This window comes from Pseudoalteromonas sp. NGC95 (assembly GCF_015864705.1).
GTDB lineage: Bacteria > Pseudomonadota > Gammaproteobacteria > Enterobacterales > Alteromonadaceae > Pseudoalteromonas > Pseudoalteromonas arctica.
In genome coordinates this window covers 120,190-146,792 of sequence record NZ_JADYWR010000006.1, presented here as the reverse complement: position 1 = coordinate 146,792, position 26,603 = coordinate 120,190, and the positions used below count along the sequence as shown (strand labels likewise).

The following is a 26,603-nucleotide window of genomic DNA, read 5'->3' as shown; positions in this document are numbered from 1 at the left end:
TAATATAACTAACCCCAGCCCTGATATTTTCTAATAAAAATACTAAGCCACGCCTAATAGGATCTCCCAATGGAAATAGGATTACTCATTCTTCTTTTTTCAGTTAGTGCTTACTCTATGCTAGCAAAAAAGCTGTCCACAACCATTATTACCGCGCCAATGGTATTTTTAGGTATTGGTTTTGCCGTATCTCAGGCTGGACTTATTAATATAGGCGATGCACATGAAACCGTGTATTTAATAGCAGAAATATCGCTAGTTGTATTATTGTTTTTAGATGCTTCACAAATAAACCTACGCAGATTAAAAAGGCAAAATACATGGCCTTTAAGAATGCTATTGATAGGCTTGCCGTTGAGTATTTTGATTGGTACAGGCTTTGCTTATTTGTTTTTCCCACAGTGGCCTTGGGCAATGCTAGCCTTAGTTGCGGCGATTTTAGCACCGACTGATGCAGCTTTAGGTCAGGCAGTAGTTAGCAATGAGAGCGTACCTTTAAACGAGCGACAAAGTTTATCAGTTGAGAGCGGTTTAAATGACGGACTGGCATTACCTGTGATTTTATTTTTTGCCAGTATAGTTGCTATGGAAACCGGCTCTCAAGAAAATGAAATGTCATGGTTAGTGTTTGGATTTAGCCAAATATTTATAGGTATTTTGGTTGGCGCATTTATGGGGTTCTCAAGCGGACGTTTATTTTTATACTCTGAGTCAAAAAAAATATCATCGACTATATATGAAGGCATTGGTGTTTTAGCACTTACCGGCACATCATACCTAATGGCAAGTTTACTGGGAGGAAATGGATTTATATCAGCGTTTGTTGCAGGTTTAACCTTTGGTAATATTGTAAAAGGCCATTGTCGGTTTATATACCAATTTACTGAGAGTGAAGGGCAAATATTAATATGGACATCGTTTGTTATTATTGGGCTTGGCTTACTTCCTTCAGCTGTTGAGCATTTAACCCTCCCTGTTGTTGGTTATATTTTAGTAAGTATATTTATTGTACGACCTCTTGCTATTTACCTATCGTTAATTGGCACTAAAGCTAAAGTATTAACAAAAGTGTTTATGGGGTTCTTTGGACCACGAGGTCTTGCCACAGCGCTTTTTGCACTTATTATCTCTAAAGATATTTTAGGCCAGTACGGTCACTCAGTTTTAATTATTGCGATTAACGCTGTATGGATGAGTACTTTAATACACGGTATTGCAGCAGCACCTATGGCTAATTGGTACGGCGCTAAAATTAAAGTGCTAAAGGTTAAATCAAGAGAGCTCGCAAAACTAAAAAAAAAGTAGCAATTGAACCCAAATAGGAACTCAGCCACGTCAAGCAATGGCAAAAGGACTACCGTTTGAGCTTACATCGTACCTTGAACTTGTTGAACTAACAGGGCGCTGTATATGAGAAGCCAAACGAGGGTATATTGAAAGTACACATTAACCCTTACTCGAAAAAGTCAACATTACCCCCGAAAACGGGTTAAAGCTCACCACACAATTTACGCGCGTATTTCATGGTGCCCACTTCACAAGCAAGTTACTGTGAAAACTTAAAGCAGAAACGGCGATCAAATATTAGCAACTGCGAAAAGCTATTTGCATAAATTAAAAACCATTCGGTAAAAGTTAAAACGGCAACCCTGCAGTTATTTTCATGTGTAATTCAGGTTTAAGAATGCTAATGGCTTATTTAATGGGTGAAATAAAAGTGACCCAGCAATAAAAGATAAATTCCGAACCTGAATGGCAAATTTAGTGGTACAGTTTTGTTTGTTCGATTAAGGTGGTTGTCTAGTTTGCATTGGCAATGTTAACCATGTAATTTATAAGTTAATTTTATTGCATCTACTTTGAACAACACTATTTGTATTACCTTGCAGTGCCGAGGTTCTTTTAGACCTCTCACATTTCCAATTAGAATGTAGTGGCTAGATAGTTTGGGCCACTAATTTGTAGTTTGTAAGTCGCTATGGGGCACATAGCGCCCTAGAGTTTATGTGCTCTTTTGAAGTATCTAAGGTCCGCTGTTTCGAAAAAAGTAGACATAACTGATAAGTCGCTTTCGTCCCCAATGCAATCTCGAAGATACTAGGCAAAAGGCAATACGTGATAATCATATAGTAAGTTCCTACGATTCACGTTCAAGCCTGAGTGTATGTTAAAACGAGGGCTTTAAAATGAGACTATCTGGTGACATTAGCTATGTCTTAGTTAACTGTTGCTACCTTTTCTGTCTAAGCCTAATATCTTGTAAAAGTTGAAATTACAGTGAATACAGCGTTCTTTTAATTAAAGATGAAACGGGTGATGTTATGGCTCGATATAAATTACCTAACGATATAAAACAAATGTTTCTGTTTCTTGCCTCATTCAAGCAATAATTAACAGGCTTAGTCTACGTTCAACTATTATTCGCTGATTAGATCACGCTTATTTGTGCCATGAGAATTTTTCAAAAGGCTTGTCTAATGGCGTCTGGGTAATGTGATTCGTATAGTTACTGATAATCTTCATCGATAAGCCAAGGATTATTTCTAGTAGCTGTTGTTGTTGATAACCTGCATCAAAAAAGTCTTGCTGCTCTTGTGCTGATGCATTACCACGGTTGCGTACGAGTATTAATGTCATTTCCTGTAATGCCTTCAATTTCGCAGTTGGCATCGGTGCTTGATTGCGTAATGCTTCCGTTAATTCAGGGTTAACTTTCATGCTATGCGCTATCCCTGTATGCGCTGGTACACAATAGTGACAGTTATGTTCAACGTTTATTGTTTGCCATACAACCGTTAGCTCTTCCGCATCAAACGAAGAGGCAACAAATAGATCATGCAGATTAAAGTAAGCTTCTAATATGCTTGGTGCTTCTGCGAGAATGGCATGAAGATTTGGTATCATGCCAAACATTTTTTTTGATTTCTCAAGCAAAGGTTTACTTTTAGCTGGTGCTGAATCGATGGTATGTAATATAAATGTAGTCATTTTGACTCTCCTGTAATATTTCAATAACAGTATTTTAGGCCGTTCTCGCTAAATGAAAACATGCAAATGTGAAAGCTTAAAATACATTATTGTTGGTTATCAGTTAGGTACTTTTACTGTTTAATATATGCAGAACAAGTACACACTCTGATGATTTTTTAGGAAACCGACATGACTGACTTTATTATTCACACAATTGAATCTGCTCCAGAAGCAAGCCGTTCTTTACTTGAAGCAAACAAAAAAAAATTTGGTATTATCGGCAACATGCCATCAATTATGGCGACCTCTCCTCAACTATTGAATGCTTACCAAATGTTGCATAAATTATTTGAAGAAACGTCTTTTGATGCTGAAGAATTAACTGTGGTATGGATGACTATTAACGTTGAACATGAATGTGATTATTGCGTGCCTGCACATACCGCGATTGCACGTAGTATGAAGGTTGACCTTGCATTAATTGAAGCGCTTAGAAACCGTACTGCAATGACCAGCGATAAATTGCAGGCATTACATGATTTCACGTTGAGTGTTGTACGTGAGCGTGGCAATGTGTCTGAGCAAGACCTGCAAGCATTCTTCTCGGCAGGTTATAAACAACAGCAAGTCTTGGAAGTTTTACTTGGCTTATCTCAAAAAATAATTAGTAACTATGTGAATCATGTTGCTCATACACCGATTGATCCCATATTTGCAAAATTCAAATGGGAAAAATAGTAGCAATGTAATGCATTTTTTATCGATAACAAATAAATCAGACACCCATCCTAAATTTTGCACTTTACGCAATTAAAGGCTAGCTTTTATTTAGTGTAAAAAACAAGTAGGGTGTCATATGGCTATCGCAAGAAAGCGTCAAGTAAGTTTAGTTGATACAAAATACTACCATTGTATTTCGCGTTGCGTGCGACGTGCATTTTTATGTGGGGAAGACCGTTTTACTGGTCAATCTTACGAGCATCGACGAGGGAGGGGTGAATATAAGCTGCTTGAATTAGCTAAGGTATTCGCTGTAATGAGTAACCACACGCACTTAGTACTGTATGTTGATGATATTAAGGCAAATAGGCTGAATGATAAAGCGATTGTTATTCGCTGCTATCCATAGCGCTCACCCTTCGGGCCGGCTAAGGCGTTCAAAGTTGTTCCATACAACTTTGTGGGAAGAGCTTTTCCTTAAAATAAAAAGTAATCGCAAGCATTACTAGATGAAGCAGCACTTGCAGCCTCTATGGCCTATGTCGATTTAAATCCCATTAGATCTAAAATGGCTAACACACCAGAAGAATCAGACCATACCAGTGTACAAAATCGCTAAACATGCGCGGTAGAAGGTAAACAACCTAAGCAGTTACTACGTTTTGCAGGCATGCCACGTTAGATTATGCCTAAAGGGCTGCCGTTTGAGCTTAAATCGTACCTTGAACTCGTTGAGCTAACAGGGCGAATAATGCGAGAGGATAAACGCGGGTATATTGATAATATGAACCTTTCTTTGCTAAAAAGGCTTAATATATCCCCAGAAAACTGGTTAAAACTCACTACGCAATTTACGCGCGTATTTCATGGTGCCCACTTCACAAGCAAGTTACTGTGAAAACTTAAAGCGGAAACGGCGACCAAATATTAGCAGCTGCGAAAAGCTACTCGCATAAATTAAAAACCATTCGGTAAAAGTTAAAACTGCGTCACTGCAGTTATTCTCATGCGTGTAATTCGGGTTTAATAGCAACAATGGCATATTTAATTGATTATATGAGAGCAACCAAGCAATAAAAGACAAATACCCAGGCTAAAAAATAAATTTAGAAGTATTATCTTATTTTTTAAATTAAGATGGATGTTTAGCTTAGAAAACCACTACACAATCGAGTCGAGGCTAATTTTTAAATAGGATTGAGACATTAAAAGTAACATAACGAATTATGATTTTAATACAAGTAAATAGGCAGGGCCAAACTCTCCCTCATACTAAAAATACCAATGCATCTTATATACAGGAGTGTAGATGAAAATCTGGATAGGCACGTTCGCGATACTTACCACACTGACATTACTGGTTGGGTGCGATTGGTTTGACGATAAAGTAACAGTGGCTCCTGAGCAACAGGCTTATTTGATACCTGAACGTCATATAGAGAACGCTAAGTTACAAAAACTATCGGCTAAAACATTATCTAATGAGCAGCTTTATCGTCGTGCTTTAAGTTTGTGGCCAGTAGCTTATCGCGAGCTTAGTATTCCTACTTCACTTGGTCAGGCTCGGGTTATAGTAGCAGGGCCAGAAGATGCTGAGGCTGTTGTTCTACTGCATGGTATGCAAGCGAACTCAGCTATGTGGTACCCAAATATAGCGGCGCTAGCCGAACATTATCGGGTTTATGCCATTGACGATTTACTTGGTTCTGGAGGTTCACTTGCTAATGCCGATATTTCAGGAATGGCTCAAGTGGTAAGTTGGTATCAAGAATTATTTGATCTATTGCAATTGGACTCGCTAAATCTAGTTGGTGCCTCGCGGGGAGGTTGGCAGGCGACTGCAATTGCACTAGCAGAGTCAAATAATGAAATGTCGCGCATTCAAACTTTGGTGTTACTTAGCCCTGCGCAAACGTTCGGTTGGATTGAGCTAAGCGGTGACTTATTGTCGAGTATTCTGTTTACGTTAAACCCTGTACGCGATGAGGTTCAAGAGAGCTTAAAAACTTTGTCTACCAAAGTACACATGATTAACCCTATTTACTTGGATCAATATGTGGCAGCACTTGATGATAATCCAGTACCAGGTTTAATCACCGAAATGCGACCATTTTCAGATCAGCAGCTTCAACAAATTACTTTGCCTACATTAGTGATGATTGGCGATAATGACATAATGAACAATCGAGATAGTCTTGAGCGGGCAAATAAAATGCTGAAAAAAGTTCAGACTATACGGATTCAAGATGCGGGACATTTTTTAACAGTCGATCAAGCTGAACAAGTAAATCGTGCAGTATTGGATTTTTTATCTCTTTAACTTTTGGTGAGTTTACTTAAGCATAAAATTTTTACTCAAATCCCCACCGAGATCACGTTAGCTATTGAAGCAAATAAAGTAAGACACTTAGCTTTTCGCAGTTTGTATTTGGGTGCAGGCTGTACGGAACAACTAAATTGTAATTTTTAGTGTTAATGCCTTTTTCAGCTATTTTAAAGGTTCTTTTAGAAGTGCAAATTGCGCCTTTTTTATTTCCTCGAACTTCTCATCGTTTACGACCATCTCAATGAGTTAGGTTAATTTAATGAAAGGTAAATACTTAAACTAGCCATTGCAACGTTTTAAAAGGAATAGATAAAGTAATTATTCTAACAAGGTTTTTGTTGATAGGGCACAAGGAAAAAGAGCTTACTACAACCTGATATTGCGTATAACGGCCTTGATTGGACAACCAATGTGTTGCTTGAGCAAATAAAAACGCTATAAAAAAAGCCGCTTGTTGTAACAAGCGGCTTAACCTTCTAACTAGGAAATAGTTTAGAACGTGTAACGAGCACCAATTGAGTAACGAGGACCGTATTGATTAGCAAATAAGAACTGCTCTTCGTAACGTCCGTAACCTTCTTCGGTTGCATTGTTTAAGTTTATGCCATCAAAAAATACCGTTACGTTTTCGTTTACATCGTAGTTAACGCTCATATCCCATTGGCCATACGCTTTAGCATATTGCGGAGGCGCATCAGCTGAACCTTGCGCTTGGCCAACACCAATTAGGTATGAGTCGCGCCACGCGTAAGTAATTTTAACGGATAGGCCGTCTTTTTCGTAAAAGCCTTGGAAGTTAGCAGAGTCACTTAAGCCCGTAAGCGGTGCTTGTTGATCTAGGCTTTCGCTATCAAATTCTACGTCGCCATCTACAAATGTTGCGTTAACACCAATACCAAAACCGGTTTCACCAATTAAGTGCTGAACTGCAACTTCAAAACCATCTACCGATTTACTGTCGGTGTTTTGTGGCTGGCTAATATTCCATGTAATTAGCGGATCGTCGCTGCTTGGTTCAATCACGCCATTTGCATTACCGTAACCGCTGGCAATCATTTGTGCAAAAATAGCGTCGGTTGTTGCTTGCTCACCACGTGATTCAATATCGCTTACAGCTTGTAAGTAACGAGGGCCGTTTAAAATATCATACAAGCCATCAATAGTGGTTTGCGTAATGGTGGTTTGAATAAAGTTATCAACATCTTTTTTAAAGTAACCAACAGACGCGTAGCTGCCTTCTGCGTAGTAATACTCAAGTGATAAATCAAGGTTTGTTGATTCAAACGGCAATAAGTTTGTATTACCTTGGCTACCTGTACGAGAACCTGGTTTTGGGCTGCCTGTTAAACTACGGCCACCGGCTAAATTACCTAGTGGTGCACGCGACATTGTTTTACCCCAAGATACGCGGGCTACTACGTCTTCAGTTAAATCAACACTTACGTCGATTGAAGGCAATAAAACATCGTAATCACCTTGTTGCTCTAAGAAGTTATCATCGCCGCCTGCAGCGTATTGCATGATCCACTCTGAAGCGCTGATCCAATTAACTTGATCTTCAACGCGTTGACGTACAGTACTGGTTACGTCTGTTTGCTCATAGCGTAGGCCTGCATTTACTTTTACATAGTAGTTACTTACGTCAAATTCCCAGCTTGATTGAACATAAAAGCTATTAGTGATTTCTTCTACGTAGCTTTCGCTGTCAATACCATCCATATAGGCATTTGCGGCGTATGCATCGCTACCGGTTACATCAGCCGTTAAATACGCAATTTGGCGTGCAACAGCTTCGTCAAAATCGTAGGTATAGTAGTAATCAGGTTGTAAGTCGCTGCCACCACCGTCAAATTGATCTAAAAGGCCCGACGTATCATGGCGAGTAAACATGCTATCTGGGAATATTTCTGTGAACGATGGGTTAAAGCCTGGACCACCTACTAAACCACTCCACGCGGTGTAACCACCGGTGTTTTGCTCTGTACGTGATGCGCCAAATTTAACTTTAACTAAACCAATGTCATAACTTTCGTTATACCATGTTGTGTGTAGCTGTAATTGCTCAATGTTTGATTCACCCGGTGAGTGAGTAAACTGACTAAAGTTTGAATCAATTTCGCCAGGTGTTAATTCACTTGTGCCATTTAACCAATTAACTTGTGCAGTTGGTACTTCGCCCGTGCGGTAATCATAAATTTTATTAGCTAGCTGATCAGAACCTAAAATTACTTGACCTGCACTTCCCAGCCCGTTGTCGGCGCCGTTATCAGTTTCGTTTTTAGAGTCGTGGTAATCAAGCTCTACGTGCCACGTGTCGCTAATTTCCCAATCTAGGTTTAAACCAAGAGAGCGGGCTTTTACTTCTGTAGTGCCTTTATTAGCTGTGAATGACGCGTCATTACCGCTAATGTCTGCATATACTGCAGTGCCATTTTCATCTAGTTCGTAGCCATTAATATTGCTACCAAAGTCGTTCCAAATACCCCAACCAATACTCTGAGAACCTGTAACTGCTTTACTTGCAGTGTAATCGAGTGTGGCTACAAAGCCATCTACCGGTGCAAACTGAAAAGTAACTTGTCCGTTTGTACGTTCACGTTCTACATCTTCAATAGAGTAGTTCATGTCTTTAGGGAAGTAGTAGTTACCTGCAGAATCTGTGCGGTTATCAACGACGTTGCTGCTATCTAATTCAGGTAAGTCTACGTTTGCCTGCCAGCCTTGAATATTGGCACTTTGTTTTTGAAAGTCACGCTCTTGGTGCGAAAATGAAAAACCGAAACCAAAAGTGTCATCTACAAAGGTATTGCTGTAAACAGTAGAAAACTCTGGTGTTACGTCATCGCCAGCTTCGTTTGACGAGTCGTGGTTTGCTTTAACGGTTGCCGAAAAATTTTGACCCGGCTTTTGAAAAGGGCGCGCAGTAGAAATATTAACCGTTGCACCTAAGCCACCGCTTGGCACGTCTGCACGAGCTGTTTTAAACACTTCAAGCGCACTTACGCCTTCAGAGGCAACGTTTTCAAGATTATACGAGCGTGTGTAACCTGTGCCCGGCATTTGGCGGCCATTTAAGGTAATCAAGTTAAACTCAGGGCCAAAACCACGTACTGTAATTTGGCTACCTTCACCGTTAGCGCGGCTTACCGATACACCGGTAATACGCTGTAATGATTCTGCTAAGTTTGTATCTGGGAATTTACCCATTTCTTCAGACGAGATAGCATCTACAATACCCGAAGAGTCGCGTTTCATATCCATAGAACGAATAAGTGAACCACGAATACCTTTTACTTCAATAATTTCTACATCAGGCTTTGCTGATATGTCTGCTTCTGCAGCGATAGCTGTGTTTAATGTGCTCGCAGCAATGATGAGAGACACAGAAGCCGCAAGTTGGCTCTTTTTAAAATTGAATGTGTTCATAATAGCTCTGCTTTATAAAATGTTGTTCAAGAGTGAAGGTGCTGTGTAATACCAATTTTATTAAAAACATGATCATTTTATCGCATTAAATAACTCACTAACTGCGTTAAAAATGATTCATATAGAACAGCTATATGTCACAATTTTCGCCTTGTTATTGGGCTATTTTCTTAGCGCTATAATAGGTCTCTTGTTTAATGCAATTGGTATAAACACCTAGAATTTTGTCAGTGAAATCTTAATTATGGGTTTGAAATTTTTACATTATCAACACGATATACTGCGCCAGCACCTTGGCCCCAATTAGGAAAAATCATTAATACATCTATCGCACTTACATCTAAACCGGCAGCCGATAAGTCAGAAAGCGTATAAGTATATGTTTGCCATTCGTTTAAAACAGGGGCAATGCCTTCAACACTTTCAGTAAGTGCAAGCTCTACTTCAGAGTCACCTTCGTTTGATTCAACTTTGAAAAACCATGGGGCATCAGGTGTGCTTGGCATACTCGTAACTTTCATATCAAACGTAATTTGACCAACCGTTATGATAGCGCTTGCATCAAATGCTTCGCCGCTCCCGCCAACAGATGTACGGCTATTAAATCCCATTACGGTAGGCGTATCATTTATAGTAAATTCTGCTGTTATACCGTGTTGTTCATCATCCATTGCTTCCACTGGCGTAGAGCCGCTACAGCAGTCCCACATTGGCCAATCAAGATTTTGGGTATCAGAGAACACATCAAGTTCAGGGAAATCTTGCGTAATTTTTACATCATCAACTCTATAAACAGCACCGTTACCAGTTCCCCAAGCAGGGAAAATCATAACTACATCAATAGCACTAATATCTAAGTTTGCAGCAACAAGATCGGTTAATTTAAATGTGTATGTTTGCCATTGACCTGCAACAGGCGCAATACCTTCAACGCTTTGGGTAATAGGCAATTCGGCTGCAGTAGGGACGTCTCCTGCGCTTTCAAGCTTAACAACCCATGTAGAGTTTGCATCAGCAGGTGCGCTAGTTACTTTCATTTTAAATTGAAAATACCCTTGTGCTAACAGGGGCGTAGCATCAAAAGGGGAGGCTACACCAGCTTCATCAGTAATGTTTGCCGCTCTTGAAATAAAACCGTTTACAGTTGGGTTTTCACCAACACTAAATTCAACTGTATTACCTTGCTGTTCATCAACAACTACTGCAGGAGTTGAGCCTCCGCAACAATCCCACGCAGGCCAATTAATATTAAAAGAATCACCAAATATGGTTAATGGAGTAACTCCTCCAGCTATAGGTACTGGTGCATCGCCCTCTAGTAAAGCATCGTTTAAGCTATCGTAACCTGGGCGAATGGTTTCACAACCTTTACCAGTATCTGGGTTCGATGCACATTGATAAACACGTACGTAATCAATAGCAAAGGTTTGGCCGTTTTCAAATGCGCTAGCATCTATACCTAAATCATTAACGTTTTCAGGCCAGTCACCGCCTACTGCTAGGTTTAGCAATAAGTGAAAATCTTTATCGAATGGTGCGCTATCCCAATGCGTTGTAAGTTCGCCAGAACCTTGTTCAAAGTATTCTGCAAACCAACCACGATGTTTTAAGCCCGCAGGCTCATTTTTGGAATTGTATAAAACCTCAGATTGACGCTGGGTTGCATAAAGGTAACCATCTACGTACCAGCGAATTTCACCTTCTTGCCATTCAACAGCATACGTGTGGAAATCATCTGCCGGATTAGTATTTTCAGGGAATTTGTATTCTTGTCCTGTGTAGCTGTTATCTGGCCACGCGCGTCCGTAATGAAGGGTGCCGTGGATGCTTGACTCTATTCCACCGTCTTCATCCGGTGTTTTAAGATTTACTGATTCTAAAACATCTATTTCACCAGAACGAGGCCAAGTGCCGTAAACTTCATCAGTTGGCAGCATCCAAAATGCTGGCCAGCTACCTTGTCCTGATGGAAGTTTGGCGCGCACTTCAAAGCGACCATATGTAAAGTCGGCGTTGTAACGCGTATTTAAGCGCGCTGAAGTGTAAGGTTTTTCTGCACCTTCTTCAGCAGGTAGGGCAACAATGTTTAACACACCGTCTGCAATAAATGCATTTTGCTCGCTGTCGGTGTAACACTGTTTCTCGTTGTTACCACCGCCATCGCAGTTTAATTCATAGTTCCATTTGTTTGTATCAATGGCTGAGCCTTCAAACTCGTCGCTCCAAACCATTTGCCAATCTGATACTGGTTCAGAGGCATCTACATTTTCAAAATTTGATTTAGTGGCAGAGTCGCCACCACAGCCAGCTAACGTAACTAAAGAGATAGCGGCAAGTAAACGTGTAATGTGCGTTGTTTCAATGTTCATAACTGAACCCCGGTTTCAACAGATTATTGTCAGATTAATTGTTTTTTGAGCTTTGTTTTTTCGTGCTGTAAGCGCTTACATTTTGATATGTGTTTTGTAAGCGCTTACAAATGATATTGTGGAGTACGCAAATGGTCAACATATTTGTTTATTTTATTTACAATTAGTTTACGGTAAGACCAGTTTACCAATTTGAGACTGTACATAAATTGCATTTTATACAAATGGTTACGTTGTTTGTGTTTTTTGATGGGAGCAAGAACGGAATGTTTTTTACGTCAAAAAGTAGGAAAGGACTTAACAATTAAAAGGTTAGTGACAGGTATATTTATAGTATTTAAAGAGTATTTTGTTTATACCAATCTACATAAAAGTAATTTTAAGTGGATTGGTATTGTATGAGATAAAATATGCTTGTTTTTACTTGTTTTTAAAAGGCATTGAAAGTAATCCCCAAAGCGAGGCATTTTGCTTTTGGCTTGGGTATTCTTTTAAGCCAATATTTATATCTGCGTCGGTTTTTTTAGCTTTATCTTTGTAGCTACCAAATAATTTATCCCACCAAATTACACTAAAACCATAGTTTGAGTTAGTTTCACTAACCACTTGGCTATGGTGAATTCTATGCAATATTTGCGTCATTAATATTAAACGAAGTGGTTTTTCAATAGCATTAGGTAGGCGTATATTTGCATGATTAAATAATGCTAAACCATTAAGTGCTATTTCAAATATAAGTACCGCAATGGCAGGTACGCCAAGAGCAGTTACTGCAATGAGTTTTATAAGTATGCTCAGTACAATTTCGATAGGGTGAAAGCGCAAGCCCGTACTGGTATCTACATGTGCATCGGCATGATGTACGCGATGTAAGCGCCATAAAATAGGCACTTGATGAAATAACCTATGTTGCCAGTAAATTAATATGTCGAGTAAAAGTATGCTCAATATAATAATTATAATGCTTGGTAGAGCTATTTGATTAAATAAGCCAATGCCGTGCTCTTGATTGTAAAGTGCCACGGCGGTTAACCCAATAGGGACCACTAAGCGCGCAATAACTGATGAAGCAAACACTAACCCAAAATTAGCAAACCAACGTGTTCTGTTTTTAATAGGTGCTTGGCGAGCTGGCTTTTGCCATTCAAGCAGCATCATTATAATTAAAATACTAAAAAAGCAGCCGAGTCGCCACCATACTTCATTAGTCATTTATTACCTCTGAATTTGCACTGCTAGGCATGTTTTCAGCTGCTTTGTTAGCATCGGCTTCTTGTTGCTTAAGCGTGTGATAACCGCCATGTATACGGGTAAAAATAGTTATGCCACACGCAATAGCAAAAATGCTCGCCATAACCGCAAAGTGCTGCGGCCAAATACAAAATGCAATAAATAGCGCTATTGTTTCAGTGCCTTCGGTTAAGCCGTTTAAGTAGTAAAAGCTTTTGTATTTAAATTGCGGTTTTTCGAGTTTAAATTTTTCGGCGGCAATCGCAAAAGCTAAAAAGCTTGAGCCCGTACCAATAAAAGTGGCAAGTAATAACGATCCCGCTATCGCGTTTTGCTCAGGGTTTGCCAAAATAAAGCCAAGCGGAATAGCCGCGTAAAATAAAAAGTCGAGTGTGATATCTAAAAAGCCACCCGCGCTTGAACTTTGGTTTGCATAGCGTGCTAATGCGCCATCAAGTCCATCTAAAATTCGATTTAAAGCAATGGCAACTAATGCCCCGTACCACATTTCAAATGCCAGTAATGGCACGGCTAATAAGCCAACTAAAAAGCCAACCACAGTGAGCTGATCGGCAGTTATGCCGCGTTTATGCATAAGCATAACCACAGGTGTTAAAAGTGGCTTAATTACAGGGGTGATAAATTTGTCTAGCATGTTTGTTGCCTTATGCGTATTAAAGCCACGAATTAAAGTGCGCTATTTAAAGTAATTAGTTTGCCATTTGCAGCGTCGGCATCGCTATGGTCGTGAGTTACCATAATTGCAGGTAGCTTATGATCGCGTATTTGGCTAAACACGAGTTCGCGTGTATCAACACGCAGCTGGGTGTCGAGTTTGCTAAAGGGTTCGTCGAGTAAAATGGCTTTAGGTTCGCTCAGCAGCATACGTAATAATGCAACACGGGCTTGTTGCCCGCCCGATAAGTTATCGGGGTGACGATTACCCATGTCTTTAAGACCTACTTGCTCAAGTGCGTGTTCTATTTTTTCAAGGCGTTGTTTTTTATTACCTTTGGGCATTGCAAAGGCAATGTTACCAGCAACAGTTAAATGCGAAAACAATAAAGCGTCTTGATAAAGCACTCCAATATGGCGCAAGTGTGGAGGGGTGTTATCGATATTTTGACCATTAAGCCACACCTCACCGTTAGCCTTAAAGCTACTTGGTAAAGTACCCGTAAGCCAATTTAATAAGCTTGATTTACCACTGCCTGATGGGCCCATAATAGTCAGAATTTCACCGCCATTAACTTGCTCGTTTAAGCTAAGTAACAGCTCATTTTGGCGATAAAGCTGACAATTTTTAATCTGTAACGATGACTGCATTAAAAAACCTTAACCCTGATAGTGTTAAACATGGGTGCTTTAAATATGTGCACTTTTAAGCACGTGCACTTTTGAAAAAATATTTAGGTAAACCCCATGCCAGTATAAATCCAATAAGTGGCAACGCCATTTGCATAATAGCGTACACGGCACTGGTGCGTCTGCTTGCGCCATTGGCAAGCGTAACGGCTTCGGTTGTTATTGTGGCTATGCGCCCGCCGCCAGCTAAAAGCGTGGGGAGGTATTGTCCAAAACTAATTGCTAAGCCCAGTGCGGCTGCAATTAAAATAGGGGCAAACAACTGAGGTAGTTTTACTTTAAAAAACACCTTGCATGGCGCTGCGCCTAGGCTTGCTGCAACATGAGCAAAACGAGGATCTAAGCGCCTATAACTGCTCGCAAGTGACAAAAACACATAAGGCAACACAAACAGTAAATGCGTAAGTACCACATTAAAAAATGCGGCTTGGTTATTTACCAATTGTTGTATCCATACTAGCCCAAACAAAAAGGCAATACTGGGTACTAATAACGGTAAGTAAATAATTAAACTGGTAAAACGAGAAATAGGTTTGTCACTCAACTGCTCTGATTCTAAACACAATAAAGTAAGAATAATGGCAAATAGTGTGGTTACTAAACCGATTGCTAGCGTATTAAAAAGCGGACTGCCCATTTGCATTAGCGCACTTTTAAAATGCAGTAGTGTAAATTGCTCAGGCATTGCATCTGGAAAGCGCCAAAAACCTGCAACCGACCACATAACTAAACCAATAAGTGACAACAGTATAAAGCTAATTACTAATGTGGTGAGTACGACCGTTATTTTTTGCCAATAAAATCCGCCGTATTCGCGCACTCCATTAGTGAGAGAGTCGCTAAATAGCACTTTTACGGCCTTTTCCCCGCCAAGCCAAAGGGCTAACAAACCGCCTGTAACAGCCAGTTGTAATAAAGCACCCGCTGAGGCTTTAATACGCAGGTTTAAATCAACATCGTTAAACCAATGCATTATTGCAACGGCCAACGTAGGTGGTGTATTTGGGCCTAATATAAGAGGCATTTCTACACTTGCGCTTGCATAGGCAAGCACTGCTAAAAGCGGCAAACGCAGTAGCGGATAAAGACTTGGCAGTATTACTTTAAAAAAGGCGGTCATTGGGCAATAACCCAAGTTAAGCGCAACCTTATGTTGTTGGCGTAATTTTTTGCCAAGCTCAGGTTGAGCAAGTACGCCCAGTGCCATTAGTAATAAAAAGGGAAGCTCTTTTAGTGTTAAGCCTAAAATAATACTAATACCGAACGAATCATGCGGAAACATACCGTTTGGCGCAAGTTCCCAGCCGCTTAACCAAGGCGACGCTAAGCGTGAAATCATACCTGAAGGGGCAATTAAAAACCCCACCGCAATAGCGGCTGCGGCATGAGGTATCACTAATATAGGGCTCAATAAACGCTGAATTCGGTTAAGCCACGGGCTATTAAAAAACGCAGCTAAAATCATTAAGGTAATGATAAATGCAAGCAGAGTACTTATTAAGCCCGTTGCAACGCTTAAGGTAACCATTTGAGTAAGGCCAGGTGTTTGCCAAAGGGCATTAAAACCTTGCAAGCTAAACGTTGTTTGCTCAAGTACGGGCGCATAACCAAAGGCAGGCAGCAATACGCTAATTAAGCCACCAAGTACGGGTAGTATAAGTAAAGCGAGTAAAAATCGTGGGCTAAATTTTACAATGCGCGTAAACATATCGGTGCTGCACTGCGTTGTTGCTTTGGTATTTACTGGTACACTTTTTGAAATAACGCTCATTGGCTTACTCCATAACGGGTTTGCCAACCTTGCATAATGGCGTTTACCCAGCTTGGATGAGGTTCGCTCAATGTGCGTTTAATACTGTTTAAAGGCAGTGCACTTGGATGCGGTTTAGCTGTTTTAAATAAGGCTTGCTGTTCAGGCGTTAACGTTGATTGAATAAGTACGCTTTTATCGCCCCATATATGCGCTTTTTGCTTTTGAGCTTGCGCTTCAGGGCTGAGTAAAAAATTAGCCACTAATTGCGCACTTTGCTGGTGGCTTGCATTGTAAGGAATTGCCACAAAATGGGTATTACTTAAACTGCCATCACTCATTGCGTAACTGCGAATGCTGTTTGGTAAATCATAGCGTTTTACAGCTGCCGGTACTTCAGGTGCTGAAAAAGTAAAGGCTAAACTCAACTCTGTATCGTCCACAAGGCGGCGCATTTGAGCACCACTTTGCATAAAATGACTGCCACTACGCCAAAGCGTTGGGTGTAGTTTATCTAAAAAGTCCCACAGTGGGTTTAATACTTGTGCCGTATTTTTAGTTGTAGCTGGTTGGTTTAGCTGCGCTTTAATGTTTTCGCCGCTTTGCTGATGCAGTACAACTAAGGCGTATTTTAAAAAGCTCATACCTAAAAAGTCAGGCGGCTTTGGGTAACTAAAGCGACCAGGGTTTTGCGCGCTCCAGTGTAATAATTCGTTTAATGTAGTGGGAAGTTTATTATTAGCTGAGCCATCTATTGCTAGGCTATCGTAATAAAATGTGAGCGATGCTTGCCCCCACGGTGCTTCCATTCCATTGGTAGGTAATCCAAAATCAAAATTAACAGCCGGATTGTTTATCGGATCGGTAAATACAAAGTTAGGTAGCTTATTAGCCCATTGCTTTAAAAGCAGAGAATGTTCGCTCATGGTGGCAAAGTTAGCACCATTTATCCACATTAAATCTACGCTGCCTTGGTTGTTATTGTTTGCTGATTTTTCGGCAAGTACACGGCTTACTGCTTCGCTGGTATCGCTTAATTTTACATGCACTAGGTTAATGTTGTACTTAGTTTTAACTTGCTGCGCTGCCCATTGAATATAAGCATTTATTTGCGCGTCGCCACCCCATGCATAAAAGTATACATATTGATTGCTACCAAGTGTTTGAACTTGTTGCCAGCGAGATCCCTGTTGTGTGTTTATTACTAAATTACTTTTACTATTTGAGTTAATAACGGTATTAGCAAACGCAGTGCTCGAAAAAGCAGCAAAATTTGCGATTGTACAAACGCAAAACGCGACACAGCAAAAGCTGTATCGCGCCTGTGTTTGCCAAAACTTAATGGCGAACATTTAAATCCCAGTTGTAGTCTAAAAATTTAACTTTCATGTCATCATTTTTAAGTGCTTTTTGCTGAGCGGGTATCAATTTAAGTGCATCGCTATATTGCAAGAAAAACTGCTGTAGCGTGTTTGCACCTCTAAAACCTTTTTCAAAGTCATCGCCGTACCATTTAAATATTGAAGACACGCTTAGCGTATTTTCTTGAGCCATATTACGTGTCATATCTGATAAAAAGCGCACTGTTTGCTCTTGCAATTGGCTTTCTAAATCAGTGGCTGTATACGCTTCTTCTCGAAGCGCTGGGCAACCAATACTCGCGCAATTTACTGCAAAGTGAATGCGTGGGTCGTTGTATTTACCGCTGCCACGTATTAAACCATGTTCTATATCATCAAGGCTGCGAGTTTTGCCAAGTAATGGCACAAACTCTTTACTCCATGGTGAGCTAAAAAAGCTCCCTAAGTCTTTAATTGATTTAAGATCAGGGTGCTCTTTACTGGCAAGGTTTGAGACGATAAGTTCAACAGTCCACGCATTATAAGCATTGATCAAAAAAGCGAGTTGCTTAGGCTTTTCCCATGCGTCAAATTCGCTTTGCGTTACAGCCGTTAACGAATCTAAATACGTTTTTAGCTGTGCATGCTCATGTTTTATGGCAGCGTAATCAACCTCAGTACTGTGATTATGGTTAATAGCGACAACATGCTTATTTAACAATGCATTCCAGCTATCGTGCATGTTTTGGGCTTGGGCCGAAAATGATGTTGCAAACGATGTTACAACTAAAGCCGAACCAAGTAGCAATGCTTTTAGAGGTGTTTTAAACATAATTAACCTCTACGCCAAGTGTGGTATTTTTCAAGCAAGTTAAGCACTTTTTCAGGTGCATGAGCGCGTTTCCACTCACCTGCTGCGTATTTGTTACCTTCAGCCCAAGTAGGGTAGCTGTGTATAGTACCGAGTATTTTGTTAAGACCTAAGCCGTGTTTCATTGCCAGTACAAACTCAGCAATTAAATCGCCAGCGTGTTCAGATACTACAGTAACACCCAATATTTTGTCTTTGCCTTTGGGTGTAATCACTTTAATAAAGCCTTTTGTAGCGCTGTCGGTAATTGCACGGTCTAGCTCTTCAAATTCAAAGCGAGTAATTTCGTAATCTATGCCTTTGTCTTTTGCGTCTTGCTCGTTTAAGCCAACACGTGCTACTTCTGGGTCAATAAACGTAGTCCACGGAATAACACGGTAATCTACTTTAAACTTTTTAAGGTGACCAAATAAGCCATTTACCGCTGCGTACCAACCCTGATGAGCTGCCACATGTGTAAACTGGTATGGACCTACAATATCGCCTGCTGCAAAAATATTAGGGTACAGTGTTTCTAGGTATTCGTTAGTTACTACTGTGCGGTTTGTTTCAATGCCTAGCTCTTCAAGACCGTAACCTTTAAGGCGCGCACTTCTACCAACGGCACATAATAGCTCGTCGTATTCAATATCTATTTCTTTGTCGTTATGTTTAACAACAATATATTTTTTACCATCGCGCGTTTCACAACGAAGTGCTTGGTGCGATGTTAAAATATTAACGCCACTTTCGGTTAACGCTTCGTGAGCAAAAGTAGACACTTCAAGATCTTCTTTGATCATGATGCGTTCGCTCATTTCAATTTGCGTAACACTTGAACCTAAACGTGCAAAGCTTTGTGCTAATTCGCTACCAATTGGACCGCCACCTAGTACTACAAGTTTTTTAGGTGCCTCATCTAGCTCTGCAAATTTATTCCACAATGTATCGCTTGTTACATAGCCTGTTTCTTCAATACCAGGTAGTGGCGGTACAAATGGGCGTGCGCCAGTGGCAATCACAATAGTACGAGCGGTGAGTGTTTGCGTGCCGCCATCGTTAAGTTTAATTTCCACAGTCCACGGGTCTATTAATTTACCGTAACCTTTTACTACATCTACGCCTAGGTCAGTGTAGCGCTCAACACTGTCGTGTGGTGCTACATCTGCAATTACTTTGTGTACACGTGCCATTACTTTTTTGAACGAAAACTGCGGTGTCGCATTTTCTAGGCCGTAGTTTTCACCATGGCGAATTTGTTCTGCAATTTTAGCGCTTTTAATAACTGCTTTACTTGGAACACAACCGTAGTTTAAACAGTCGCCGCCCATTTCGCCGGCTTCAATAAGGGTTACTTTTGCTTTAACAGCAGCAGCAATATAACTTGTTACCAAACCACCTGCGCCTGCACCAATAACAATCATGTTACGGTCGAATTTTTTAGGCTTAGTGTAGTTTTTGTATACGCGACGTTTTTTAAACACGTTTAAGATTCCTTTAGCAATGAATGGGAAAATGCCCAGTAAAGCGAATGATAAGATTAAGTTGAATGATAAAATTCCAGATAAGCTATCTATTTGCGCCAGTTGCGTACCTGCGTTAACAAATACAAATGTACCGGCTAGCATACCTGCTTGGCTGACCCAGTAATAAGTCCATGACTTTATTGAGGTAACACCCATTAGTAAATTGATTAAAAAGAACGGAAACACCGGCACTAAACGAAGAGTAAATAAGTAAAATCCACCTTCTTTTTCAACGCCTGCATCAATTGCGGCTAAGCGCTCAGGAAAACGTTGTTTAATAGTGTCACGTAGTAAGTAACGCGATACTAAAAAGGCAAGCGTTGCGCCAATAGTTGAGGCAAAAGATGCAACTAATAAACCCTCTACCAAGCCAAACAATGCACCTGCGGCAAGTGTTAAAATAGCGGCGCCTGGTAAAGAGAGAGCAGTTACAACTACGTATAGTAAAAAGAACCCACCAATAACCAACAACGGTGACTGCTCTTTGTAATCGCTAAACTGATCCATTGACCCTTTTAAGCCATCAAGCGTAAGTAGTTGGTGTAAGTCAAAATGAAAGAACAGGCCGACGGCGGCCGCTGCAATCAATAATAAAAATATTTTTTTAATCATGTTCTCTCTCTTAAAAACTATGCGTAAGGGTTAACTTGGCGTTAATTGGCAACTCAGGAAAAGCTAAAGTTGCACCAAAGTAACCGCCTTCAAATGCTGGGCGCCAGTTTTTTTGATTCGTTACGTTGTTCACATCTAATCGTAACTTGGTACTAGGCGTAAAAGCATAGCTAGTATTTACGTTTAGTGTGTACTGATCACGAATTTTTACTGTCGCCAAAAAGTCTAATGGGTAACTCTTTGTATATAGACCTGAAAAACCCGTTTGCCATTTCGAATTAATTGAATAATTTCCGTTAAAGCTGAACGATTGCTCAGGGATACCCTGTACACGGGTGTTTGAAGGTGCAAAAGCGGTAAAGCTAGGTGCGCCAACACTGGTACCTTCAATAATATCTGGACGTGAGTTGTCAAATGCATCGGCTACTTGAGCTGAATCTTGGCTACTTGCAGAATTATCGTAGCGAGCATCAATATAGCTGTAGCCAGCACTTAGCCAATAAGGGTAAGCATCATAAAATACTTGGCTTTCAAAGCCGGTAGTACGAATGCCGGTATTGCTACCATCGCGATTACGTAAACTACGACGTTGGCTGAATACTGCTCCATCGGCGTACCAATCACTGTCGGTTGGTGCGTATTTTAAACCAAATTCAACTAAAGTATTTTCGGTTGAAAAGTTTTGTGCGCTAATCGTGTTGTCGCCACCAAGAGACGTGCCGCCAGCCATGCTATTTGATGTGGCTTCGTTGTAACTTGCTGCACCATAAGTGGTGTAATCACCGTTTAATCGGTAGTTAAAGCTTATTTGCCCAGAATGTAGCTTATCGTTAATGCTATCGCGAGCTGCAATTTCACCCTCTGGTGCTATTGGGTCGTGCGCGTCTACATCATAAAAATCAATACGGTAGCCAACGCTTGTATGAAACTTATCTGTCCAATCAGAATCTTGCTGAATAGCAAAGCCTGTTTGCCATGAACGCGAATCGGTAGTGTCTGATAAGTTAAAGTCGCCACTGCCGTCATTATTAATATCATATTGACCACCAGGGGATACAAATACACCTGGGCTAATTTCAATTAAACGCGCTTGTTGTACATCAGTTAAAGGAATGCGGCGATTTGAAATTGGGCCAGTTAAATCAATAGGTAAGTCGGCTTCTGTTGTAAATTGGCTGTAGCCTAATACGCGGTTATAACGCACATCAAATGCAAAAATTGTTTGCTGGTCGCTATTCCAAAGATAGGTAAGCTCGGTACGGTTTTGCGCGGTATCGGCACCATCTATAATTTCAACAAAGCTATTTTGTGCAATTTCTTCGCGTTGTAAGTGCTGAAAATACGTAATGTTTTTTATTGATGCATTGTTTGAAAGTTCACGCTTATAAATGCTGTGTAGTAAATAAGTAGTGGCTTCGTTTTGATTATCAGGATCGGTAAGCACTGTACTGCGATCTATTTTTACTTGCCCAGTTGGTGAGATTATTGAACCTGCTGCCGGTACTGTGCTGCCATTTGCTTGCACGCCTTGGCCGGTAATATAAAGGCCATTATCTATTAGCGCTTGAGTAGGGCGGTTAATACCTGCGTTATCGGTAAATTCAACTTGATATAACTCAAAGTTAATATCCCAGCTGCTCTTGTCATCAGGTAATACGCGTAATGATGCAAATAAGCTGTCGCTCTTTGTGCCTGAAAAATCGTAGTAGCTGCCGTTATCTATGTGTTCAGCGCTTACTCTAAAACCTACTTTATCTTTTACAATGGGTGCACTGTAATCCACTAAAACACTGTACTGATCCCATCGACCTGCAGATACCGTTGCTTTGCCTTTACTTTCGTCAGTTGATGCTTTTTTAGAATGTAAGTTTACAAAACCACCGTTGCGTTGGCTTGAGCCAAATAATACCGGCGGCGCGCCTTTTACCACGTCTATCTGTTCTATAGAGTTGAACGATAACGGCACGCCAAAGCCATTATTACCTGCTTGGCGGCGTGTACCATCTTGGAAAAGCTCACCTAGTTGCCCACGAATAGTAGGTAAACTGGGTGCCCCAAAACCACTGGCTGAATAGGTATTAGGGCTTACTGCGAGCACGTCTTGTAAAGTCGTAATATTGAGTTGCTCTATTAACTCGCTTGAAATTGGTGTTACTGATCGGGCTATATCTTGTAGGGCTAAGTTGTCGCCAAACGGGCCGTCTACAGTGGCGTTTTTAACCGAAAGACCTTGAGATTTAATAACTTGGCCTGCCACCTCAATGCGTTCTATTGCGCCATCTTTTGTTGTTTTTGATTCTTCGGCTGCAAAAGCATTAAGTGGTGTATTTAATATGGTGGCTAGGGAAAGTGCTAAATATGCGTGTTTCAAACGTTTTCTCTCTACGGTTAAAATGTTGTTGGCGATAAAGACCGAAAGGATTAAAAATAAATTTCAGTAAAATTTCGATTCTTTTTGTTTTTTAGAACATAACAAAACGGATGCATTATAAAGGTGGTAATTAAGTACTATTGTTTTATTAGTTGATAAAATATTAATAGAGCGATTGTATTAGAGTGAATGTAAATATTTGCTTTTAATGGGCTTTTTTAATTATAGACTACTTTTCACCTGCTAACATTTTAAAATTGTTAACTTTTACGCAGCATTTTAAAATACCTAAAATAAGCTTCACTTTTATTACTACAAGGCTTAATTACTTTTTATTTAAAATAATTAAATTTTTTTGAAATAAAAAATAACTTATACGGTCTAGGTTACTTCAACGTTTATTAATATTCATTTAAGGAAATTTTATGACAGGTTCAATGAGTTCTGATGTGCAAAACCGTTTGCAATGGTCACTTTTATCTTTGCGTTTAGGCGTATTTATTGTAATGGTTATGTGGACGTTCGATAAATTCGTAAACCCTGGTCATAGCGCACGTATTTTTGAACATTTTTACGGTATTAGTGGCTCATCTGACATAGTTGCTTATGTTATCGGTGCTCTACAACTTGTATTAGTATTGGCATTTTTAGCGGGTATTAAAAAGCGCATAACTTACGGTATCATTTTTGTAATGCATGGCTTATCTACGCTTTCTTCGTACAACCAGTATATAGATGGCTTTAACAACTTATTATTTTTCACTGCATGGCCAATGTGGGCTGCGTGTTTTGCACTTTACTTATTACGCGACCAAGACGTAAAATTTACTGTAAAGTAATAAAACAATAGCTATACCCTTAAGGTTGTAGCTAAAAATACATTGGGCTGAGTTATTTACTATTTCAGCCCAATGTATAGCCTTTGAGCACTTCTTTTAATAATCCACCCTCTTTGTCATCTTCTAAAAATAATCCTTTTTATATTATTTCATCTTAAATATTGCGTTAGATCAAAGTTAATATATTTGTAAGAACAATATCGACAGCTTTAGTTTATGTTAGCTATACGGTTAGTAGGTTTTAATTACCTCAAGTTATTCAACTCAATGTTGTATAGAAGGCTCGTATGGAAAAGGTCAAAATTTCGTCAGCGCATCAGTCATCAAATCGTTCAGTAAACAAGTCTTCACATAATCAAAATTGCGATGAATGGAGCAAGCTCGATTTAGCACAATTACAAGCAAAGCTAAAAACATCATCCGACGGGTTAAGCCAAACTGATGCCACACAAAGATTGGCACAATATGGACCTAACGAACTAGTTGAAGAAAAAACAAACCTACTACTCAAATTTTTATCTTACTTTTGGGGACCAATACCGTGGATGATCGAGGCTGCTATTATTTTATCGGCGCTTGCTAAGCACTGGGCTGATTTTTTTATTATTCTTGTATTATTGCTGTCTAACGTATTGGTTGGCTTTTGGGAAGAGCATCAAGCGGGTAATGCAATTGCTGCATTAAAAGCAAAATTAGCTAACAAAGCACGCGTTCGCCGCGATACTCAATGGCAAAATTTAAATGCCAGCGAGCTTGTACCAGGTGATGTTATTAGAATGCGGATGGGCGATATAGTGCCTGCAGATGCGCGTTTGCTAAATGGTGATCCAGTAGAAGTAGATCAATCATCACTTACGGGTGAGTCGTTACCGGTTGTAAAGTCGGCGGATGAAACTGTTTATTCGGGCTCTATTATTCGCCAAGGTGAAATAGAAGCAATAGTTTACGCAACCGGCGCTAATACCTTTTTTGGTAAAACAGCACAGTTAGTGCAAGGGGAGCGAACCGCAAGTCATTTTCAGCGTGCGGTGCTTAAAATTGGTAATTATTTAATAATGCTTGCTGCGGCTTTAGTGCTGCTTATAGTTATTGTTGCTTTGTTTCGCGATGATCCAATGATCACCACATTGCAGTTTGCACTGGTATTAACTGTTGCTGCAATACCAGTTGCAATGCCAACAGTGCTATCAGTTACTATGGCTGTAGGCGCTCGTTTATTGGCTAAAAAGCAAGTGGTTGTAACACGTTTAGCTGCAATTGAAGAGCTAGCGGGTGTTGATATTTTGTGTTCTGATAAAACAGGCACATTGACACAAAACCTATTAACGTTAGGTGACCCGTTTTATATCGAAAACTCAATAAATAAAGGCTCTGCTGAGCAAGTTATATTGTACGCGGCATTAGCATCTCGCTCAGAAAATAACGATCCGATTGACTTAGCAGTATTACAAAGTGTAAAAGCTGAGCAGCATCTAAATTCTTATCATATAGAGCATTTTCAGCCATTTGATCCTGTGAGCAAACGTACTGAAGCAATTGTTAAAAATGCTGATGGCAAAACGTTTAAAGTGACCAAAGGTGCACCGCAGGTTATTTTAGCTTTGTCGATTAATATTGAGGCAGTTAAAACTCAAGTTGAGGCATCAATAGATGAATTTGCCGCGCGTGGGTTTCGCTCTTTAGCGGTTGCTAAAACAGACGAGCAAGGTAAATGGCAATTTATAGGCGTATTGCCGCTTTTTGATCCACCGCGTGAAGAAGCAATACAAACCATTGCCGATGCAAAAGAAATGGGTATGAGCGTTAAAATGGTCACGGGCGATCAAGTGGCCATTGCGCGCGAAACAGCAAGTAAACTGGGTTTAGGGACAAACATTCTTGATGCTAGTGGATTTGGTGCAACTGAGCATCACCAAACAACGCAGTTAGATGACTCTATTGAGAGCGCTGACGGATTCGCACAAGTATTTCCTGAGCATAAATACCATATTATTGATGTGCTTCAGCATAGAGGGCACATTGTTGGTATGACAGGAGATGGCGTAAATGACGCGCCAGCACTTAAAAAAGCTGACTGTGGTATTGCTGTATCGGGCGCTACAGATGCAGCGCGTTCAGCAGCATCAATCGTGTTAATGACCGATGGCTTGTCGGTTATTATTGATGCAGTTAAAGAAAGCCGAAAAATATTTCAACGCATGAACAGTTACGCTATTTACAGGGTTGCTGAAACACTGCGCGTATTACTTTTTATGACAATGGCGATATTAATTTTTAACTTTTATCCGTTAACAGCAGTCATGATTGTGATGCTTGCTTTACTTAACGATGCCGCCATTTTGTCTATTGCATACGACAATGTGCATTATCAAAATAAGCCCGAAACATGGAATATGCGGCTCGTTTTAGGTATTGCATCTGTGCTGGGAATTGTAGGGCCAATTGCAGCCTTTGGTTTATTTTACTTAGGGGATAAAGTATTTGAACTCGACCGTCCTCATCTTCAAACATTAATGTACTTATTACTTTCTGTAGCAGGGCATTTGACTATATTTTTAGCGCGTACCCGAGGTCCATTTTGGTCTATTAAACCGTCTGCTATATTAATGGTCGCCGTATTTGGCACGCAAGTTATAGCAACACTTATTGCTGTTTATGGTGTGTTTATGACCCCATTAGGATGGGGATGGGCACTTGCTGTGTGGGCATATGCTTTGGTGTGGTTTTTTATTAACGATGGTTTAAAGCTAGTGGCGTATCGAATTTTTGATCCGACAGAAGCACCCTTACTAGAGAAGAGTTAGTATATAGGCTTAAAAAATGGTTATAAGCCAAGTGGCTTATAACCAATAGTACACAAGGGAGTGTATATAAGGTGGTTCAATTATTTGTGAGTAAAGTTACTCACA

General features: G+C 40.2%; 16 protein-coding genes and 2 pseudogenes. 7 read left to right on the top strand and 11 right to left on the bottom strand.

What is annotated here, in order from left to right; translation table 11 throughout:
- The first annotated feature begins 69 nt into the window (after window positions 1-69).
- Both I6E70_RS07680 and I6E70_RS20855 read left to right on the top strand, forming a co-directional pair.
- A complete protein-coding gene (locus I6E70_RS07680) occupies window positions 70-1,305 on the top strand; it encodes a cation:proton antiporter (RefSeq protein ID WP_197188434.1) in 1,236 nt (411 codons plus the stop codon).
- 25 nt (window positions 1,306-1,330) lie between these two features.
- A pseudogene (locus I6E70_RS20855) lies at window positions 1,331-1,613 on the top strand (transposase); the annotation flags it as partial.
- A gap of 826 nt (window positions 1,614-2,439) precedes the next feature.
- On the opposite strand, the gene I6E70_RS07675 reads toward I6E70_RS20855, so the two are convergent.
- The gene (locus I6E70_RS07675) at window positions 2,440-2,988 is read right to left on the bottom strand and encodes a carboxymuconolactone decarboxylase family protein (RefSeq protein WP_197188433.1); all 549 of its coding nucleotides are present in this window, start codon (window positions 2,986-2,988) and stop codon (window positions 2,440-2,442) included.
- A 171-nt stretch (window positions 2,989-3,159) separates the two neighbouring features.
- Between I6E70_RS07675 and I6E70_RS07670 the strand changes: the two genes are divergently transcribed.
- From I6E70_RS07670 to I6E70_RS07660, 3 genes and pseudogenes are all read left to right on the top strand, one after another.
- Window positions 3,160-3,708 (top strand): carboxymuconolactone decarboxylase family protein, encoded by a 549-nt coding sequence (locus tag I6E70_RS07670; protein ID WP_197188432.1) that lies wholly within the window; start codon window positions 3,160-3,162, stop codon window positions 3,706-3,708.
- Between the two features lie 118 nt (window positions 3,709-3,826).
- Window positions 3,827-4,646: pseudogene (locus I6E70_RS07665) on the top strand (transposase).
- Between the two features lie 353 nt (window positions 4,647-4,999).
- Complete coding sequence (locus I6E70_RS07660; RefSeq protein ID WP_197188431.1) at window positions 5,000-6,010, top strand: alpha/beta fold hydrolase; 1,011 nt, start codon at window positions 5,000-5,002, stop codon at window positions 6,008-6,010.
- A 498-nt stretch (window positions 6,011-6,508) separates the two neighbouring features.
- Here I6E70_RS07660 and I6E70_RS07655 read toward each other — a convergent pair whose 3' ends face one another.
- From I6E70_RS07655 to I6E70_RS07610, 10 genes are all read right to left on the bottom strand, one after another.
- Entirely contained in the window at window positions 6,509-9,442 is a 2,934-nt protein-coding gene (locus tag I6E70_RS07655; RefSeq protein ID WP_197188430.1) for a TonB-dependent receptor, read from the bottom strand.
- A 242-nt stretch (window positions 9,443-9,684) separates the two neighbouring features.
- The gene (locus I6E70_RS07650) at window positions 9,685-11,811 is read right to left on the bottom strand and encodes a glycoside hydrolase family 16 protein (RefSeq protein WP_197188429.1); all 2,127 of its coding nucleotides are present in this window, start codon (window positions 11,809-11,811) and stop codon (window positions 9,685-9,687) included.
- A 420-nt stretch (window positions 11,812-12,231) separates the two neighbouring features.
- Window positions 12,232-13,023, bottom strand: coding sequence for a sterol desaturase family protein (locus I6E70_RS07645; RefSeq protein WP_197188428.1), 792 nt, complete (start codon window positions 13,021-13,023; stop codon window positions 12,232-12,234).
- Window positions 13,016-13,696, bottom strand: coding sequence for a CDP-alcohol phosphatidyltransferase family protein (locus tag I6E70_RS07640; RefSeq protein WP_024607849.1), 681 nt, complete (start codon window positions 13,694-13,696; stop codon window positions 13,016-13,018). Before I6E70_RS07640 ends, I6E70_RS07645 begins: the two co-directional genes overlap by 8 nt.
- Window positions 13,697-13,728: 32 nt before the next feature.
- Entirely contained in the window at window positions 13,729-14,367 is a 639-nt protein-coding gene (locus I6E70_RS07635) for an ATP-binding cassette domain-containing protein (protein WP_002960109.1), read from the bottom strand.
- 55 nt (window positions 14,368-14,422) lie between these two features.
- Window positions 14,423-16,177, bottom strand: a complete 1,755-nt coding sequence (locus I6E70_RS07630) for an ABC transporter permease (RefSeq protein ID WP_165725048.1) — start codon at window positions 16,175-16,177, stop codon at window positions 14,423-14,425.
- Window positions 16,174-17,508, bottom strand: a complete 1,335-nt coding sequence (locus I6E70_RS07625) for an ABC transporter substrate-binding protein (RefSeq protein ID WP_197188427.1) — start codon at window positions 17,506-17,508, stop codon at window positions 16,174-16,176. Before I6E70_RS07625 ends, I6E70_RS07630 begins: the two co-directional genes overlap by 4 nt.
- The gene (locus tag I6E70_RS07620; protein WP_197188426.1) at window positions 17,495-18,328 is read right to left on the bottom strand and encodes a DUF547 domain-containing protein; all 834 of its coding nucleotides are present in this window, start codon (window positions 18,326-18,328) and stop codon (window positions 17,495-17,497) included. The genes I6E70_RS07625 and I6E70_RS07620 overlap by 14 nt, the downstream gene beginning before the upstream one ends.
- Window positions 18,329-18,330: 2 nt before the next feature.
- Window positions 18,331-20,484, bottom strand: coding sequence for an FAD-dependent oxidoreductase (locus I6E70_RS07615; RefSeq protein ID WP_101216402.1), 2,154 nt, complete (start codon window positions 20,482-20,484; stop codon window positions 18,331-18,333).
- Between the two features lie 10 nt (window positions 20,485-20,494).
- Window positions 20,495-22,855, bottom strand: a complete 2,361-nt coding sequence (locus I6E70_RS07610) for a TonB-dependent receptor (protein WP_197188425.1) — start codon at window positions 22,853-22,855, stop codon at window positions 20,495-20,497.
- 425 nt (window positions 22,856-23,280) lie between these two features.
- Here I6E70_RS07610 and I6E70_RS07605 point away from each other — a divergent pair, with 425 nt between their 5' ends.
- On the top strand, window positions 23,281-23,694 hold the full coding sequence (locus tag I6E70_RS07605; RefSeq protein WP_007581772.1) for a hypothetical protein: 414 nt from the start codon (window positions 23,281-23,283) through the stop codon (window positions 23,692-23,694).
- Between the two features lie 287 nt (window positions 23,695-23,981).
- Window positions 23,982-26,498 (top strand): plasma-membrane proton-efflux P-type ATPase, encoded by a 2,517-nt coding sequence (locus I6E70_RS07600; protein ID WP_197188424.1) that lies wholly within the window; start codon window positions 23,982-23,984, stop codon window positions 26,496-26,498.
- Window positions 26,499-26,603: the final 105 nt, after the last annotated feature.

Coding starts and splice junctions, on each gene's coding strand:
- I6E70_RS07660 (WP_197188431.1), top strand. CDS start 5,000: ATGAAAATCTGGATAGGCACGTTCGCGATACTTACCACACTGACATTA.
- I6E70_RS07620 (WP_197188426.1), bottom strand. CDS start 18,328: ATGTTTAAAACACCTCTAAAAGCATTGCTACTTGGTTCGGCTTTAGTT.
- I6E70_RS07605 (WP_007581772.1), top strand. CDS start 23,281: ATGACAGGTTCAATGAGTTCTGATGTGCAAAACCGTTTGCAATGGTCA.
- I6E70_RS07615 (WP_101216402.1), bottom strand. CDS start 20,484: ATGATTAAAAAAATATTTTTATTATTGATTGCAGCGGCCGCCGTCGGC.
- I6E70_RS07630 (WP_165725048.1), bottom strand. CDS start 16,177: ATGAGCGTTATTTCAAAAAGTGTACCAGTAAATACCAAAGCAACAACG.
- I6E70_RS07600 (WP_197188424.1), top strand. CDS start 23,982: ATGGAAAAGGTCAAAATTTCGTCAGCGCATCAGTCATCAAATCGTTCA.
- I6E70_RS07645 (WP_197188428.1), bottom strand. CDS start 13,023: ATGACTAATGAAGTATGGTGGCGACTCGGCTGCTTTTTTAGTATTTTA.
- I6E70_RS07635 (WP_002960109.1), bottom strand. CDS start 14,367: ATGCAGTCATCGTTACAGATTAAAAATTGTCAGCTTTATCGCCAAAAT.
- I6E70_RS07650 (WP_197188429.1), bottom strand. CDS start 11,811: ATGAACATTGAAACAACGCACATTACACGTTTACTTGCCGCTATCTCT.
- I6E70_RS07655 (WP_197188430.1), bottom strand. CDS start 9,442: ATGAACACATTCAATTTTAAAAAGAGCCAACTTGCGGCTTCTGTGTCT.
- I6E70_RS07680 (WP_197188434.1), top strand. CDS start 70: ATGGAAATAGGATTACTCATTCTTCTTTTTTCAGTTAGTGCTTACTCT.
- I6E70_RS07640 (WP_024607849.1), bottom strand. CDS start 13,696: ATGCTAGACAAATTTATCACCCCTGTAATTAAGCCACTTTTAACACCT.
- I6E70_RS07670 (WP_197188432.1), top strand. CDS start 3,160: ATGACTGACTTTATTATTCACACAATTGAATCTGCTCCAGAAGCAAGC.
- I6E70_RS07625 (WP_197188427.1), bottom strand. CDS start 17,508: ATGTTCGCCATTAAGTTTTGGCAAACACAGGCGCGATACAGCTTTTGC.
- I6E70_RS07675 (WP_197188433.1), bottom strand. CDS start 2,988: ATGACTACATTTATATTACATACCATCGATTCAGCACCAGCTAAAAGT.